Raw genomic sequence first — 19,297 nt, 5'->3', positions numbered from 1 at the left:
CCGTAAAAAATCAGTTCATCCCTGGCAGGTTCACTTTCGTTTTGACTTCGTTTTGCACGACCGAGGCCAGCGGGGCGACGATGCCCTGGCTTCTCAGCAGTTGGCCCATGTCGGCCTTGATGCGGTATTGCGTGTACAACTGCAGGTTCTTGATCTGCGCCAGACGCTGCGACGCGGTGAACAGTTCGTTCTCGCTGTCGAGCAGGTCGAGCAGTGTACGCTCACCGAGGCTGAACTGCTGCTGGTAAGAGGTGCGCACGCGGGTGCTGCGGTCCACGTACTCCTGGGCGATCGGCACCTGCGCCGTGGCATTGTTGTAGGCGTTCCACGCCAGGCTCAATTCCTGGTTCAATTCGCGCAGGGCGTTGTTGCGGATATCCAGCGCCTGGGACGCCTGGGAGGCCTTGGACTGCAGGTCGGCCTTGTTGCTGCCGCCGGAGTACAGGTTGAACTGCATGCGCAGCATGGCGGAGTAGCCATTGTCATGGCCTTCTTCGCCGCCGACATTGTTGTTGGCCGAGCGCTGCAGTTCGGCATCAAAGCGCGGGTAGAAGGTCGACTTGGCGGCTTCGTACTGCTTTTCGGCGGCGGCGATGTCCGATTCGGCCGAGCGCAATACCGGGCTGCTCTCCACCATCTGGCGGCGCGCTTCTTCAAGGTTGGCCGGCATCAGGGCGACAAAGCCCTGCGGTCGTTCCAGTTGATCGGGCTCCTGGCCGACGGCGCTGATGTAGTTGGCCTTGGCGTCTTCCAGGTTGGTCTGCTCGGTGAGCAGGTTGTTACGCGCTTGAGCCAGTCGGGCTTCGGCCTGGTCCATGTCCGCCATTCTTCCGACGCCACGGCTGGTGCGCAGTTTGATCTGGTCAAAAATGCGTTCGTGGCTTTTCAGGTTGTCTTCTGCCAGTTGCACCATCTCGCGACGGGTCAGCACATCCAGATAAACCTGGGCGACCGTCAGGGCAGTGCGCTCGGTGGTGTTGAGCAACGCATAGCCACGGGAATTGGCAGTGGCTTGCTGGCGGCTGACTTCATTTTGCGTGCCGAAGCCCTGGAACAGGTTCTGTTGCAGGCGAATGCTCGACTCACCCCGGTTCAGGGTTTTCCAGTCATGGCTGTTGCTGGCGGCGCGGGTGTTGATGTTGTCGGAGCTTTCACGGCCATAACCGCCCAGCAAGTCCACTTTAGGCAGGTAGCCGCCCTGGGCCGCTCGCACTTGATAGTCGGCAGCGATGCGCGCGTTCACGCCAGCCTGGATCTCCGGGTGCACGTCCACTGCCTTTTGCATGGCCTCAGGGAGGGTTTGTGCCTGCACGAAACTGGCGGCGAGAGCGAACGGCACGGCGATGAAAAAGTGCAAACGCATTCTGATGTTTCCCCGGAGATCTGGTTGCCTGCAAAGCTGCAACAAAATTGGAATATTGCATGGGAGTGGCAACTCGAAATGCCCGTTTTTATTGGGCGCCGGAGGGCGCAAACAGAAAGTCGCGAGGCCGCTTAAATATCAATGTGACATTACGGGGCGGATTGTTTAGGATGGCGCCCAATAGGTCAATACCTTGACGGAAAAGTAATTCTTCCGGAAAAACATCAAAATATTGACGCCAAAATTTTTACGCAGAAATTCAAGTACTCCAGCTATTGAATCGGCACCAGCGGTAGGGCCGGTCTCCTTGATGGATGCCCCCTGAACGGTATTTCGGAGATTTTTTATGAGCAGCGTTGCGGTCGTCAAAAGCATTGTCGGTCAAGTGTTTGCGGTATCCCCGGAAGGGATTCGTCGCCTGCTTGTAGAAGGTGATCGCCTGTTCGCCGGGGAGCAGGTCGATACCGGCCCCGCTGGCGCCGTGTCGCTGGAGCTTACCGATGGCCGCGTGATCGACCTGGGCCGCGACAGCCAGTGGAGCGCCGACGCGCCTGACTCGTCCACTGACCTGAGCGCCGCCACTGCCCAGGCCGCACCGTCCGTTGCCGAGCTGCAGCAAGCCATCGCCGCCGGCGCCGACCCGACCCAGGACCTCGAAGCCACCGCCGCCGGCCCGAGCGCGGCCGGTGCAGACGGCGCTGTCGGGGGCGGGCACAGCTTCGTGGTGCTGGACGCGACCGCAGGTGTGGTCGACCCTACCATCGGCTATCCGACCAACGGCCTGAACGCTGCGGATGCCGGCGCTGCGCCGCTTACCGCCGGCAACACTAACAACGGCGCCACTGCGCAAAACGTCACCGTCACCCTGACCGCCACGCCGACCATCACCGAAGCCGGCGGCGTGGTGGTTTACACCGCATTCGCCACCCAGGCGCCGACCAGCGACCTCACCGTTACCTTGTCCAACGGCTTGGCCGTAGTGATCGCGGCCGGCCAGACCTCCGGCGCGCTGAACGTCACCTTCGCCGGCAATGACACGCCGTACCTGGATGCCTCGTCGATCTCCGCCACCATCGCCGGCACTTCCGGCGGCGGCAACGTGGTCGTCACCACGGATCCGACGCCTGCGGTGACGCAAGTCAACGACACCATCGACACCACCACCGTGACCCTCACCTCCGCCGCCTCGGTGGATGAGGGCGGCAAGATCGTCTACACCGCCACGGTGACCAACGCCGCGCAGACCGACGTCACCGTCACCCTGTCCAACAACACCACCATCACCATTGAAGCCGGCAAAACCACCGGCACCGTCAGCGTCGACACCCCGGCGAACCTGGCCGATGGCAAGGACCTGACCGTCAGCGCGAGCATCACGGCCGCCAGCGGTGGCAACTACGAGAACCTCGCGATCAACCCGCAAGCGGCGACCACCACAGTGATCGCTGTGGATAACCCGAGCGTGCTGGTGGCCGACACCGCCACCCTCGCCGAAGACGGCGTTGCGACCGGTAATGTGCTGAGCAACGACAGCGATATCGACAATGTGCTGTCGGTTGCCACCTTCAACGTGGGCGGCACCACCTTCAATGCCGGCCAGACCGCGACCATTGCCGGCGTGGGCAGCATCACCATCGGCGCCGATGGCGCGTACACCTTCACCCCGGTCAAGGACTTCAACGGTGATGTGCCGCAGATCGGCTACACCACCAACACCGGTTCGACCAGCACGCTGAATGTGAACGTGGTGGCGGTCGACGACGCGAGCGTGTTGAAAGCGGACACCAGCACGGTGCAGGAAGATAACGTTGCCACTGGCAATGTGCTTTCGAATGATGTCGACGTCGACAACGTATTGAGCGTCGCGACTTTCAGCGTCAACGGCACCACTTACAACGCCGGCCAGACCGCGACTATTGTTGGCGTCGGCTCGATTACTATCGGCGCTGACGGCGCGTACGCCTTCACGCCGGTCAAAGACTTCAACGGTGATGTGCCGCAAATCGGTTACACCACCAACACGGGTTCGAGCAGCACGCTGGACGTGAAAATCGACGCTGTAGATGACGCGAGCGTCCTCAAGGCAGACACCGGTAGTGCGCTGGAAGATAACGTTGCCACCGGCAACGTGCTCTCAAATGACGTCGATGTGGATAACGTCTTAAGCGTTGCGACCTTCAACGTCGGCGGCACCACATATACCGCAGGTCAAACCGCGACCATCGCGGGCGTTGGTTCAATCACCATCGGCGCCGACGGCGCCTACGCCTTCACCCCGGTCAAAGACTTCAACGGCGATGTGCCGCAAATCGGCTACACCACCAACACCGGATCCAGCAGCACGCTGGATGTGAAGATCGACGCGGTTGATGACGCGAGCGTTCTCAAATCAGATATCGGTAGCGCCCTGGAAGACAATGTCGCCACTGGCAATGTCCTTTCGAATGACGTTGACGTAGATAGCGTACTGACCGTTGCGACCTTCAACGTCGGTGGTACCACTTATACCGCAGGCCAAACCGCTGTTATCGCAGGCGTGGGTAGCATCACTATCGGTACTGATGGCGCGTATGCCTTCACGCCAGTCAAAGACTTCAACGGCGACGTACCGCAAATCGGCTACACGACCAACACAGGTTCGAGCAGCACGCTGGACGTGAAAATCGACGCGGTTGATGACGCGAGCGTGTTGAAAGCCGATACCGGCAGCGCGCTGGAAGACAACGTTGCCACCGGCAACGTCCTTTCGAATGACGTCGATGTAGACAACACACTGACTGTTGCCACGTTCAACGTCGGTGGCACCAGTTACGCCGCCGGCCAGACCGCAATCATCGCAGGCGTTGGCTCGATCACCATCGCTGCAGACGGTGCCTACGCCTTCACCCCGGTCAAAGACTTCAACGGCGACGTACCGCAAATCGGCTACACCACCAACACCGGCTCCAGCAGCACGCTGGACGTGAAGATCGACGCGGTTGATGACGCAAGCGTCCTCAAAGCGGACACCGGCAGCGCCTTGGAAGACAGCGTTGCCACCGGCAACGTGTTGAGCAACGACGTCGATGTCGACAACGTACTGACTGTTGCCACGTTCAACGTCGGTGGCACCAGTTACGCCGCCGGCCAGACCGCAATCATCGCAGGCGTGGGCGCTATCACCATCGCTGCAGACGGTGCCTACGCCTTCACCCCGGTCAAAGACTTCAACGGCGACGTACCGCAAATCGGCTACACCACCAACACGGGCTCCAGCAGCACCCTGGACGTGAAGATCGACGCGGTTGATGACGCGAGCGTCCTCAAAGCGGACACCGGCAGCGCCCTGGAAGACAACGTTGCCACCGGCAACGTCCTTTCGAATGACATCGATGTCGACAACGTACTGACTGTTGCCACGTTCAACGTCGGTGGCACCAGTTACGCCGCCGGCCAGACCGCAATCATCGCAGGCGTTGGCTCGATCACCATCGCTGCAGACGGTGCCTACGCCTTCACCCCCGTCAAAGACTTCAACGGCGACGTACCGCAAATCGGCTACACCACCAACACCGGCTCCAGCAGCACGCTGGACGTGAAGATCGACGCGGTTGATGACGCAAGCGTCCTCAAAGCGGACACCGGTAGCGCATTGGAAGACAACGTCGCCACCGGCAACGTGCTGAGCAACGATGTCGACGTCGACAACGTGTTGAGCGTTGCGACCTTCAGCGTCAACGGCACAAGCTATAACGCAGGCCAGATCGCGACCATTGCTGGCGTTGGCTCAATCACCATCGGTGCAGGCGGCGCCTACGTCTTCACGCCGGTCAAAGACTTCAACGGTGACGTGCCGCAAATTGGCTACACCACTAACACGGGGTCGAGCAGTACGCTGGACGTGAAGATCGACGCCGTAGATGACGCAAGCGTCCTCAAAGCGGACGCAGGTAGCGCGTTGGAGGACAACGTTGCCACTGGTAACGTGTTGAGCAACGACGTTGATGTGGACAACGTGTTGAGCGTTGCGACTTTCAACGTAGGTGGCACCAGTTACAACGCCGGCCAAACGGCCGTGATTGCGGGTGTGGGCAGCATCACTATTGGTGCTGATGGCGCCTATGCCTTTACGCCGGTTAAAGACTTCAACGGCGACGTGCCGCAAATCGGTTACACCACCAACACCGGTTCCAGCAGCACGCTTGATGTGAAGATCGATGCTGTTGATGACGCGAGCGTTCTCAAGGCAGACACCGGTAGTGCCCTGGAAGACAACGTTGCCACCGGTAACGTGCTTAGCAACGATGTCGATGTGGATAACGTCTTAAGCGTTGCGACCTTCAACGTCGGCGGCACCACATATACCGCAGGTCAAACCGCGACCATCGCGGGCGTTGGTTCAATCACCATCGGCGCCGACGGCGCCTACGCCTTCACCCCGGTCAAAGACTTCAACGGCGACGTACCGCAAATCGGCTACACCACCAACACCGGCTCCAGCAGCACGCTGGACGTGAAGATCGACGCGGTTGATGACGCAAGCGTCCTCAAAGCGGACACCGGCAGCGCTCTGGAAGATAATGTTGCCACTGGTAACGTCCTCTCGAATGACATCGATGTCGACAACGTACTGACTGTTGCCACGTTCAACGTCGGTGGCACTAGTTACGCCGCCGGCCAGACGGCAATCATCGCAGGCGTTGGCTCGATCACCATCGCTGCAGACGGTGCCTACGCCTTCACACCGGTCAAAGACTTCAACGGCGACGTGCCGCAAATCGGTTACACCACCAACACCGGTTCCAGCAGCACGCTGGATGTGAAGATCGACGCTGTAGATGACGCGAGCGTCCTCAAAGCGGACACCGGCAGCGCCCTGGAAGATAACGTTGCCACCGGCAACGTCCTTTCGAATGACGTCGACGTAGACAACACACTGACTGTTGCGACCTTCAATGTGGGCGGCACCACCTATACCGCTGGCCAGACCGCAACCATCGCAGGTGTTGGAGCTATCACCATCGGTGCTGACGGCGCGTACAGCTTCACCCCGGTCAAAGACTTCAACGGTGACGTGCCTCAAATCGGCTACACAACCAACACCGGTTCGAGCAGCACGCTGGACGTGAAGATCGACGCAGTTGATGACGCGAGTGTGTTGAAAGCCGACACCGGCAGCGCGCTTGAAGACAACGTTGCCACTGGCAATGTGCTGAGCAACGACGTTGACGTCGACAACGTGTTGAGCGTCGCGACCTTCAACGTAGGTGGCACCAGTTACGCCGCCGGCCAGACGGCGGTGATTGCAGGCGTCGGCAGCATTACTATCGCTGCCGACGGCGCCTATGCCTTTACGCCAGTCAAAGATTTCAACGGCGATGTGCCGCAAATCGGCTATACCACCAACACCGGATCCAGCAGCACGCTGGATGTGAAGATCGACGCGGTTGATGACGCGAGCGTGTTGAAAGCCGATACCGGCAGCGCCCTGGAAGACAACGTTGCCACCGGCAACGTGCTTAGCAACGACGTTGACGTCGACAACGTGTTGAGCGTTGCGACCTTCAACGTAGGCGGCACCACGTATACCGCAGGTCAAACCGCGACCATCGCAGGCGTTGGCTCGATCACCATCGCTGCAGACGGTGCCTACGCCTTCACCCCGGTCAAAGACTTCAACGGCGACGTACCGCAAATCGGCTACACCACCAACACGGGCTCCAGCAGCACCCTGGACGTGAAGATCGACGCGGTTGATGACGCGAGCGTCCTCAAAGCGGACACCGGCAGCGCCCTGGAAGACAACGTTGCCACCGGCAACGTCCTTTCGAATGACATCGATGTCGACAACGTACTGACTGTTGCCACGTTCAACGTCGGTGGCACTAGTTACGCCGCCGGCCAGACGGCCGTGATCGCGGGCGTGGGCAGCATCACCATCGGCGCTGACGGCGCGTACGCCTTCACCCCCGTTAAAGACTTCAACGGCGACGTGCCACAAATTGGTTACACCACTAACACGGGTTCGAGCAGCACGCTGGACGTGAAGATCGACGCTGTTGATGACGCGAGTGTGTTGAAAGCCGACACCGGCAGCGCGCTTGAAGACAACGTTGCCACTGGCAATGTGTTGAGCAACGACGTGGATGTAGACAACACCCTGACTGTTGCCACGTTCAACGTGGGTGGAACCAGTTACACCGCCGGCCAGACGGCCGTTATTGCAGGCGTTGGCTCAATCACCATTGGCACCGACGGCGCCTACGCCTTCACCCCAGTCAAAGACTTCAACGGCGACGTTCCACAAATTGGCTACACCACCAACACCGGTTCGAGCAGCACGCTGGATGTGAAGATCGACGCTGTAGATGACGCGAGCGTTCTCAAAGCGGACACCGGCAGCGCCTTGGAAGACAACGTTGCCACCGGTAACGTGCTGAGCAACGACGTTGACGTCGATAACGTGTTGAGCGTTGCGACCTTCAACGTTAATGGCACCACTTACAACGCCGGCCAGACCGCGACTATCGCAGGTGTTGGCTCAATCACGATTGGTACTGATGGCGCCTACGCGTTCACGCCTGTTAAAGACTTCAATGGTGACGTGCCACAAATCGGTTACACCACCAACACCGGTTCGAGCAGCACGCTGGACGTGAAGATCGATGCGGTTGATGACGCGAGCGTCCTCAAAGCGGACACCAGCAGCGCCCTGGAAGATAACGTTGCTACTGGTAATGTGTTGAGCAACGACGTCGATGTGGACAACACACTGACTGTTGCTACGTTCAATGTCGGTGGAACCACTTACAACGCCGGCCAGACCGCTGTTATCGCGGGTGTTGGCTCAATCACCATCGGTGCCGACGGCGCCTACGCCTTCACCCCGGTCAAAGACTTCAACGGTGACGTGCCTCAAATCGGCTACACAACCAACACCGGTTCCAGCAGCACCCTGGATGTGAAGATCGACGCGGTTGATGACGCCAGCGTCCTCAAAGCGGACACAGGTAGTGCTCTGGAGGATAACGTTGCCACTGGTAACGTCCTTTCGAATGACGTCGACGTCGACAACGTGCTGACTGTCGCCACGTTCAACGTCGGTGGCACTAGTTACGCCGCCGGCCAGACGGCCGTGATCGCGGGCGTGGGCAGCATCACCATCGGCGCTGACGGCGCGTACGCCTTCACCCCCGTTAAAGACTTCAACGGCGACGTGCCACAAATTGGTTACACCACTAACACGGGTTCGAGCAGCACGCTGGACGTGAAGATCGACGCAGTTGATGACGCAAGCGTCCTCAAAGCTGATATCGGTAGTGCGTTGGAAGATAACGTTGCCACTGGCAACGTGCTGAGCAACGACGTCGATGTGGACAATGTGTTGAGCGTTGCGACCTTCAACGTCGGCGGCACCACATATACCGCAGGTCAAACCGCGACCATCGCGGGCGTTGGTTCAATCACCATCGGTACCGACGGCAACTACGCCTTTACGCCGGTCAAAGATTTCAACGGTGACGTGCCGCAAATCGGTTACACCACCAACACCGGTTCCAGCAGCACGCTGGATGTGAAGATCGACGCTGTAGATGACGCGAGCGTCCTCAAAGCAGACACCGGCAGCGCCCTGGAAGATAGCGTTGCCACCGGCAACGTGCTTTCGAATGACGTCGACGTAGACAACACACTGACTGTTGCCACCTTCAATGTGGGCGGCACCACCTATACCGCTGGCCAGACCGCGACTATCGCAGGTGTTGGCTCTATCACCATCGCTGCGGACGGTGCCTACGCCTTTACGCCGGTCAAAGATTTCAACGGTGACGTGCCGCAAATCGGTTACACCACCAACACCGGTTCCAGCAGCACGCTGGATGTGAAGATCGACGCTGTAGATGACGCGAGCGTCCTCAAAGCAGACACCGGTAGTGCGCTGGAAGACAACGTTGCCACCGGCAACGTGCTAAGCAACGATGTCGACGTAGACAACACACTGACCGTCGCCACCTTCAATGTGGGTGGTACTACATATACCGCAGGTCAAACCGCTGTTATCGCGGGCGTCGGCTCAATCATCATCGGTACTGACGGCGCCTACGCCTTCACCCCCGTCAAAGACTTCAACGGCGACGTACCGCAAATCGGCTACACGACCAACACAGGTTCGAGCAGCACGCTGGACGTGAAAATCGACGCGGTTGATGACGCGAGCGTGTTGAAAGCCGATACCGGCAGCGCCCTGGAAGACAACGTTGCTACCGGCAACGTGTTGAGCAACGACGTCGATGTCGACAACGTGTTGAGCGTTGCGACCTTCAACGTTAATGGCACCACTTACAACGCAGGCCAGACCGCGACTATCGCAGGTGTTGGCTCTATCACCATCGCTGCGGACGGTGCCTACGCCTTTACGCCGGTCAAAGATTTCAACGGTGACGTGCCGCAAATCGGTTACACCACCAACACCGGTTCCAGCAGCACGCTGGATGTGAAGATCGACGCTGTAGATGACGCGAGCGTCCTCAAGGCCGACACCGGTAGCGCGTTGGAGGACAACGTTGCCACTGGTAACGTGTTGAGCAACGACGTTGATGTGGACAACGTGTTGAGCGTTGCGACTTTCAACGTAGGTGGCACCAGTTACAACGCCGGCCAAACGGCCGTGATTGCGGGTGTGGGCAGCATCACTATTGGTGCTGATGGCGCCTATGCCTTTACGCCAGTCAAAGACTTCAACGGCGACGTGCCGCAAATTGGCTACACGACCAACACCGGTTCGAGCAGCACGCTGGACGTAAAAATCGACGCAGTTGATGACGCGAGCGTCCTCAAGGCTGACACCGGCAGCGCCTTGGAAGATCACGTTGCCACTGGCAACGTGCTGAGCAACGACGTCGATGTGGACAACGTGTTGAGCGTCGCGACTTTCAGCGTCAACGGCACCAGTTACAACGCCGGCCAGACCGCTGTGATCGCAGGTGTGGGTAGCATCACCATCGGTACTGACGGCGCCTACGCCTTCACACCGGTCAAAGACTTCAACGGCGACGTACCGCAAATCGGCTACACCACCAACACCGGCTCCAGCAGCACGCTGGACGTAAAAATCGACGCAGTTGATGACGCGAGCGTCCTCAAAGCGGACACCGGCAGCGCCTTGGAAGATCACGTTGCCACTGGCAACGTGCTGAGCAACGACGTCGATGTGGACAACGTGTTGAGCGTCGCGACTTTCAGCGTCAACGGCACCAGTTACACCGCCGGCCAGACCGCGACTATCGCAGGTGTTGGCTCAATCACGATTGGTACTGATGGCGCCTACGCGTTCACGCCTGTTAAAGACTTCAACGGTGACGTGCCACAAATCGGTTACACCACCAACACCGGTTCGAGCAGCACGCTGGACGTGAAGATCGATGCGGTTGATGACGCGAGCGTCCTCAAGGCCGATACCGGCAGTGCGCTGGAAGACAACGTTGCCACCGGCAATGTCCTTTCGAATGACGTTGACGTAGACAACGTACTGACTGTTGCCACGTTCAACGTGGGTGGAACCAGTTACACCGCCGGCCAGACGGCCGTTATTGCGGGCGTTGGCTCAATCACCATTGGCACCGACGGCGCCTACGCCTTCACACCGGTCAAAGACTTCAACGGCGACGTGCCGCAAATTGGCTACACGACCAACACCGGTTCGAGCAGCACGCTGGACGTAAAAATCGACGCAGTTGATGACGCAAGCGTCCTCAAAGCGGACACCGGCAGCGCCTTGGAAGATCACGTTGCCACTGGCAACGTGCTGAGCAACGACGTCGATGTGGACAACGTGTTGAACGTTGCGACTTTCAGCGTCAACGGCACCAGTTACAACGCCGGCCAGACCGCTGTTATCGCGGGTGTTGGCTCAATCACCATCGGTGCCGACGGCGCCTATGCTTTCACGCCAGTCAAAGACTTCAACGGTGACGTGCCGCAAATCGGCTACACCACCAACACCGGTTCGAGCAGCACGCTGGACGTGAAGATCGACGCGGTTGATGACGCCAGCGTCCTCAAAGCCGACACCGGCAGTGCCCTGGAAGATCACGTTGCCACTGGCAACGTGCTGAGCAACGACGTGGATGTGGACAACGTGTTGAACGTTGCGACTTTCAGCGTCAACGGCACCAGTTACAACGCCGGCCAGACCGCTGTTATCGCGGGTGTTGGCTCAATCACCATCGGTGCCGACGGCGCCTATGCCTTCACCCCGGTCAAAGACTTCAACGGCGACGTGCCGCAAATCGGTTACACCACCAACACCGGCTCCAGCAGCACGCTGGACGTGAAGATCGACGCGGTTGATGACGCGAGCGTCCTCAAGGCCGATACCGGCAGCGCCCTGGAAGATAACGTTGCCACCGGCAATGTCCTTTCGAATGACGTTGACGTCGACAACGTACTGACTGTCGCCACGTTCAACGTCGGTGGCACCAGTTACGCCGCCGGCCAGACGGCCGTTATTGCGGGCGTTGGCTCAATCACCATCGGCGCAGACGGTGCCTACGCCTTCACACCGGTCAAAGACTTCAACGGTGATGTACCGCAAATCGGCTACACCACCAACACCGGCTCCAGCAGCACGCTGAACGTGAATATCGTGGCGGTCAACGACGCACCCATTGCCACCAATGGCAACATTGCCAGCAACGAAGACACCTCGGTCGAACTGACCTGGTCGACCTTCGGCGTCAAGGATGTGGATTCGGCCAGCCCAGGGGTGGTGTTCACCAGCCTGCCTGCCGGTGCCATCGAGTACAAAGTCAACGGCGTGTGGACGCAACTGACCACCGCTGACCTGAAAACCGATACCTCGGCCGGCAAGGCGTTCAGCCAGGCCGACTTCGACAACCACAATGTGCGCTATACCCCGGCGGCCAACGAGTCGGGCGACAACAGCTTTGGCGGCAGCGGTGTGGGCAACAAGCAAAGCGATTACACCGAGCTGAAGTTCCAGGCCACCGACGGCAGCGCTTACAGCGACACTAAAACCATCACCGTGGATATCCACCCGGTGACGGACGTGCCGGTTGTGAGCCTTGGCCAATACAGCGCGGTGCCGACCGGTTTGACCCTGCAGACCTGGACCGGCGGCACGCTGGCCAAGGACCTGGGCACCAGCGGTAACGGCGTTGCGCAGTCCAGCGACCTGATCCGGGTGATCAACGCCAAGACCGCTGACAGCGCAGCCTTCACCGGTGTGGTCAGCAACGTCAGCAACACTAACGTGGTGGATGGCACGGCGACCAAAGTGTCCGGCCTGATTTACCTGGAAGCCGGCAAGAGCTACAGCTTCACCGGCACTGCCGATGACAGCCTGGCGGTAACGGTGGGCGGTCAGGTCGTGTCGACCGAGACCTGGAGCAAGGGCAGCGCGATTACTGCGACGCCTTTCACGCCGACCGAGTCGGGTTACTACACGCTCGACGTCTATCACTACAACCAGAACGGCCCGGGCAATTACGACATCAATGTGTCGATCAACAACGGCCCGTCCATGGCGCTGGGCAGCAGCGGCGTGCAGACCTACACCAGCGTGGACGCCTTGAAAGCCTCCGGCGCAGTGCTGGGCGACAGCCATGTGGTCAATGGTGAAGGCTATTACACCGGCTATGTCTACAACCATGGCCTGGAAGACGGCAGCATCAAGGTCAGCCCGATCACTACCACGTTTGTCGATAACGATGGCTCGGAATCCCACAAGGTAGAAGTCAGCGGCCTGCCGGCAGGCACCGTGATCACCGACGGCACCAACGGCCACAGTTTCACCTCGACCGGCGCGAACACGCTTTACGACGTCAGCACCTGGAACCTGAAAACCCTGACGGTCACCCCGTTCAAGGACTCGACGGCCAGTTTCGACCTGACCGTGAAAGCCACGGCCACCGAGCTGAGTACAGGCGTTGCAGAAGTCACCACCGGCAAAGTGAGCATTGTGGTCACTGCGGTCAACGACGCGCCGGTTGCCATTGCAACCACTGCGACCGGTGCCGAAGACCCAACCAGCGGCATCGCGGTCAAGCTGAGCGCGACCGACGTAGACGGTCTAGCCAACGTGAAATCGTTCTCCGTTGGCACGCCAAGCAACGGCACCTTCTACACCGACGCGGCCATGACCACCAAGGTGACCGGCCCGATCACTGCCAGCAATGGCGAGGCGACCGTTTACTTCAAGCCGGCTACCGACTTCAACGGCACGGTGAACTTCACCTACACCGCCACCGACAGCGGCAACGCTGACGGCAGCAATGTGCTGACCTCGCCAGCCGTCAACGGCACCATCACCGTGACTCCGGTCAACGATGCGCCGGTCGCCATTGCAACCACCGCGACCGGTGCCGAAGACAGCGGCATCGCGGTCAAGCTGAGCGCTACCGACGTAGACGGCCTGGCGAACGTGAAATCGTTCTCCGTTGGCACGCCGAGCAATGGCACCTTCTACACCGATGCCGCGATGACCACCAAAGTGACCGGCCCGATCACCGCCAGCAATGGCGAGGCGACCGTTTACTTCAAGCCGGCTACCGACTTCAACGGCACGGTGAACTTCACGTATACCGCGACCGACAGCGGCAACGCTGACGGCAGCAACGTGCTGACCTCGCCAGCCGTCAACGGCACCATCACCGTGACCCCGGTCAACGATGCGCCGGTCGCCATTGCAACCACTGCGACCGGTGCCGAAGACAGCGGCATCGCCGTCAAGTTGAGTGCTACCGACGTAGACGGCCTGGCGAACGTGAAATCCTTCAGCGTGGGCACACCGAGCAACGGCACGTTCTACACCGATGCAGCGATGACCACGAAGGTGACCGGCCCGATCACCGCCAGCAATGGCGAGGCCACCGTCTACTTCAAGCCGGCTACCGACTTCAACGGCACGGTGAACTTCACCTACACCGCCACCGACAGCGGCAACGCTGACGGCAGCAATGTGCTGACCTCACCAGCGGTCAACGGCACCATCGCCGTGACCCCGGTCAACGACGCACCGGTCGCCATTGCAACCACCGCGACCGGTGCCGAAGACCCAACCAGTGGCATCGCGGTCAAGCTGAGCGCGACCGACGTAGACGGCCTGGCGAACGTGAAGTCCTTCAGCGTGGGCACGCCAAGCAACGGCACCTTCTACACCGATGCCGCGATGACCACCAAAGTGACCGGCCCGATCACCGCCAGCAATGGCGAGGCGACTGTCTACTTCAAACCGGCCACCGACTTCAACGGCACGGTGAACTTCACGTATACCGCGACCGACAGCGGCAACGCTGACGGCAGTAACGTGCTGACCTCGCCAGCCGTCAACGGCACCATCACCGTGACTCCGGTCAACGATGCGCCGGTCGCCATTGCAACCACCGCAACCGGTGCCGAAGACAGTGGCATCGCGGTCAAGTTGAGTGCTACCGACGTAGACGGCCTGGCGAACGTGAAATCCTTCAGCGTGGGCACACCGAGCAACGGCACGTTCTACACCGATGCAGCGATGACCACGAAGGTGACCGGCCCGATCACCGCCAGCAATGGCGAGGCCACCGTTTACTTCAAGCCGGCTACCGACTTCAACGGCACGGTGAACTTCACCTACACCGCCACCGACAGCGGCAACGCTGACGGCAGCAATGTGCTGACCTCGCCAGCCGTCAACGGCACCATCACCGTGACTCCGGTCAACGATGCGCCGGTCGCCATTGCTACAACCGCAACCGGTGCCGAAGACAACGGCATCGCGGTCAAGCTGAGCGCTACCGACGTAGACGGCCTGGCGAACGTGAAATCGTTCTCCGTTGGCACGCCAAGCAACGGCACCTTCTACACCGACGCGGCCATGACCACCAAGGTGACCGGCCCGATCACTGCCAGCAATGGCGAGGCGACCGTTTACTTCAAGCCGGCCACCGACTTCAACGGCACGGTGAACTTCACCTACACCGCCACCGACAGCGGCAACGCTGACGGCAGCAACGTGCTGACCTCACCGGCTGTCAACGGCACCATCACCGTGACTCCGGTCAACGATGCGCCGGTCGCCATTGCTACAACCGCAACCGGTGCCGAAGACCCAACCAGTGGCATCGCGGTCAAGCTGAGCGCGACCGACGTAGACGGCCTGGCGAACGTGAAATCCTTTAGCGTGGGCACGCCAAGCAACGGCACCTTCTACACCGATGCCGCGATGACCACCAAAGTGACCGGCCCGATCACCGCCAGCAATGGCGAGGCGACTGTCTACTTCAAACCGGCCACCGACTTCAACGGCACGGTGAACTTCACCTACACCGCCACCGACAGCGGCAACGCTGACGGCAGCAACGTGCTGACCTCACCGGCTGTCAACGGCACCATCACCATTACGCCGGTCAACGACGCGCCCACGGCTACCAACGGCAACATCGCCAGCAACGAAGACACCTCGGTCGAACTGACCTGGGCCACCTTTGGCGTCAACGATGTGGACTCCGCCAACCCGAAAGTGGTGTTCACCAGCCTGCCTGCCGGCGCCATCGAGTACAAAGTCAACGGCGTGTGGACGCAACTGACCACCGCTGACCTGAAAACCGATACCTCGGCCGGCAAGGCGTTCAGCCAGGCTGACTTCGACAGCCACAACGTGCGCTACACCCCGGCGGCCAACGAGTCGGGCGATAACAGCTTCGGCGGCACCGGTGTGGGCAACAAGCAAAGCGACTACACCCAGCTGAAGTTCCAGGCCTACGACGGCAGCGCCTACAGCGACACCAAAATCATCACCGTGGATATTCACCCGGTGACGGACGTGCCGGTGGTAGGTGTCAGCCAATACGGCGCGGTGCCAACCGGTTTGACCCTGCAGACCTGGACCGGCGGCACGCTGGCCAAGGACCTGGGCAACAGCGGCAACGGCGTTGCGCTGTCCAGCGACCTGATCCGCGTGATCGACGCCAAGACCGCTGCCAGCGCGATCTCCACAGGTGTGGTCAGCAGCGTCAGCAACAGTAATGTGGCGGAGGGGACGGCAACCAAAGTCTCCGGCCTGATCTACCTGGAAGCCGGCAAGAGCTACAGCTTCACCGGCACTGCCGATGACAGCCTGGCAATCACCGTGGGCGGCAAGCTGGTGGCCAGCGAGACCTGGAGTAAACAGGGCGGCACGATTACCGGCACGGCGTACACGCCGACCGAGTCGGGTTACTACACCCTCGACATCTACCACTACAACCAGGCCGCCGCAGGCAACTACGACATCAATGTGTCGATCAACAACGGCCCGTCGATGTCGCTGGGTAACAGCGGCGTGCAGACCTACACCGGCGTGGACGCCTTGAAGGCCGCAGGTGCGGTGCTGGGCGACAGCCATGTGGTCAATGGCGAAGGCTACTACACCGGCTACGTCTACAACCGTGGGCTGGAAGACACCACTATCAAGGTCGCGCCGATCACCACCACGTTCGTCGACAACGACGGCTCGGAATCCCACAAGGTGGAAATCAGCGGCTTGCCGGCCGGCACCGTGATCACCGACGGCACCAGCGGTCACAGCTTCACCTCGACTGGCGCTACCGCGTTCTACGATGTGAGCACCTGGAACCTGAAAACCCTGACGGTCACCCCGTTCAAGGACTCGACGGCCAGCTTCGACCTGACCGTGAAAGCCACGGCCACCGAACTGAGTACCGGCGTTGCGCAAGTCACCACCGGCAAAGTGAGCATCGTGGTCACTGCGGTCAACGACGCCCCGACCCTGGACCTGAGCACGGCCGACGGCGCGGTCGCCACCGGCTTCGCCGCCACCTACAACGAACGCAGCACCAGCGGCGTGGCGATTACCGGCAGCGTGGCCATCGGCGACGTCGACAGCAGCCAGATGCAGAGCGCGAGCATCACCCTCAAAAACGCCAGTGCCGGGGATCAACTGACCTCCAGCCTGGTGACGGTGGGCGGCACCTACAAAGGCATTACCCTGACCAGCGTCGGCACTGACGTCAGCGGCAAGATCATGCTGAGCCTGTCGGGCGCGGCGGATGCGGCGACCTACAAGGCGCTGCTGGAATCGTTCCAATATTCCAGCACCAGCAAGTACCCGGCTACCGGCGACCGCACCATCGAGGTCTCGGTGATGGACAACGAAGGCGGCAACAGCCTGAGTTCCAGCATCGCCACCAGCACCATCACGGTAACGCCGCAGGCCTACCTGGTGACTGAAGGCACTGGCGTGGCCGATGTCATCAACTTGAGCAGCTCGTCGGTCAACAACGTGGTGGTCGGCGACAAGGCCGGCGTGGTCACCCAGGGCAGCAACTACAACATTGCCTTCCTGGTCGACACCTCGGGCAGCATCGGCACCAGTGCGATGGACTCGATCAAGAGCCAGCTGAGCAGCGTGTTCAATACATTGATTGCCAATGCCGGCAATAAAGACTCGGGCGTGGTGAAAGTGCTGCTGGTCGATTTCGACACGCGTATCGAATCTCAGGTCTCGGTCAATCTGGCCGACAAGGACGCTGCCAAGGCGGCCTTGCAGGCGGTCTTGACCCAGATGACTTCCAACTCCAGCGACATGACCAACTATCAGGATGCGTTCGACGCGGCCACCAACTGGTTCAAGAGCAGCGACGCCACCAGTAACAAGGGCGCGACCAACCTCACGTACTTCATTACCGACGGTTCGCCGAACGTATTTACCGAGGTGCACGGCAACCCTTACCTGGGCACGACCAGCACGTTCTGGGGCTCGAACGTTTACTTCGACAGCGTGGTCAACAGCTCCAACTACGTGTTGGGCCAGGGCAGCGCGGTCTACACCACCATCAACGGCTGGTCGCGGATGATTGTCGACGGCGATGGCAAGGTTTACTCCTACAACGGCTGGGGCCAGGCGATCTATGAAGGCACCGTGGTCGCCAACGCCAAGGGCGGCTTTGACGTGGCGGCGGTCTATCAGGACTCCGACACCGCCCTGGCCAGCGCCAAGGCGGCCTACGCCAACCTGGTCAACGCGGTGGACAGCAAGGTCACGGTCGAGGCCATCGGCCTGGGGTCGAGCATCGATACCACGGTGCTCAAGCAGTTCGACACCGACAAGGTGGTTGCCACCATCGACACGGCGAAGCTGGCCGATGCCATCACCGGCCACACCGCCGATGCGGGCGCCGACAACCTCACCGGCGGTTCGGCCAACGACATTCTGTTCGGCGACCTGATCACCTACAAAGGCCAGGAAGGCAGCGCTGCGCTCAAGTCCTTCGCCGCCGAGAAACTGGCCACCACCGTCGACCACATCGACGACCGCACCTTGCACCAGTACATCACCGAACACGTGCAGGACATCGGCGCACTGGCCAACGCGTCGAACATCTACGGCACCAAGGATGGCAACGACACGCTGATCGGCAACGCCGGCAACGACATTCTGTTCGGCCAGGGCGGCAACGACAGCCTCTCCGGCGGCGCCGGCAACGACATTCTGGTGGGCGGCAAGGGCGATGATGTGCTCAGCGGCGGTGCGGGTGCCGATACCTTCGTGTGGCTCAAAGGCGACACCAACACCAGCGGCGGCTTCGATCGCATCACCGACTTCAAGCACGGCGAAGGCGACAAGCTGGACCTGTCCGACTTGCTGCAAGGCAATAACGACAACAACCTGTCCAACTACCTGAAGCTGACCACCGATGCGTCGGGCACCTCGACGCTGAGCGTCAGCAGCGCGGGCACGTTCACTGCCTCGGGCGGCGGCACGGCCGATGTCACGATCAAGGTCGACGGCGCCAGCTGGGGCAGTGGCAGCGCCGCGATCAATAACCTGATCGCCGGTGGCGACCTGACCGTCAAGCATCACGACTGATCACCCAGGCGGCACCCATCCATAAGGATTGGCGCCGCCGGGCATCAGCTTCGGGAAAATCTGTGTAATCTCTGTGGGCGCCGTGCGCGATG

At 60.5% G+C, this 19,297-nt stretch carries 2 protein-coding genes; one reads left to right on the top strand and one right to left on the bottom strand.

What is annotated here, in order from left to right:
- Window positions 1-10: 10 nt before the first annotated feature.
- Entirely contained in the window at window positions 11-1,363 is a 1,353-nt protein-coding gene (locus ACXX81_RS21115; RefSeq protein WP_209987392.1) for a TolC family outer membrane protein, read from the bottom strand.
- A 346-nt stretch (window positions 1,364-1,709) separates the two neighbouring features.
- Here ACXX81_RS21115 and ACXX81_RS21110 point away from each other — a divergent pair, with 346 nt between their 5' ends.
- Window positions 1,710-19,205 (top strand): Ig-like domain-containing protein, encoded by a 17,496-nt coding sequence (locus ACXX81_RS21110; RefSeq protein ID WP_458572328.1) that lies wholly within the window; start codon window positions 1,710-1,712, stop codon window positions 19,203-19,205.
- Window positions 19,206-19,297: the final 92 nt, after the last annotated feature.

The organism is Pseudomonas sp. GNP013, assembly GCF_054343995.1.
This window is presented reverse-complemented; position numbering and strand designations above follow the sequence as displayed.

Coding starts and splice junctions, on each gene's coding strand:
- ACXX81_RS21115 (WP_209987392.1), bottom strand. CDS start 1,363: ATGCGTTTGCACTTTTTCATCGCCGTGCCGTTCGCTCTCGCCGCCAGT.
- ACXX81_RS21110 (WP_458572328.1), top strand. CDS start 1,710: ATGAGCAGCGTTGCGGTCGTCAAAAGCATTGTCGGTCAAGTGTTTGCG.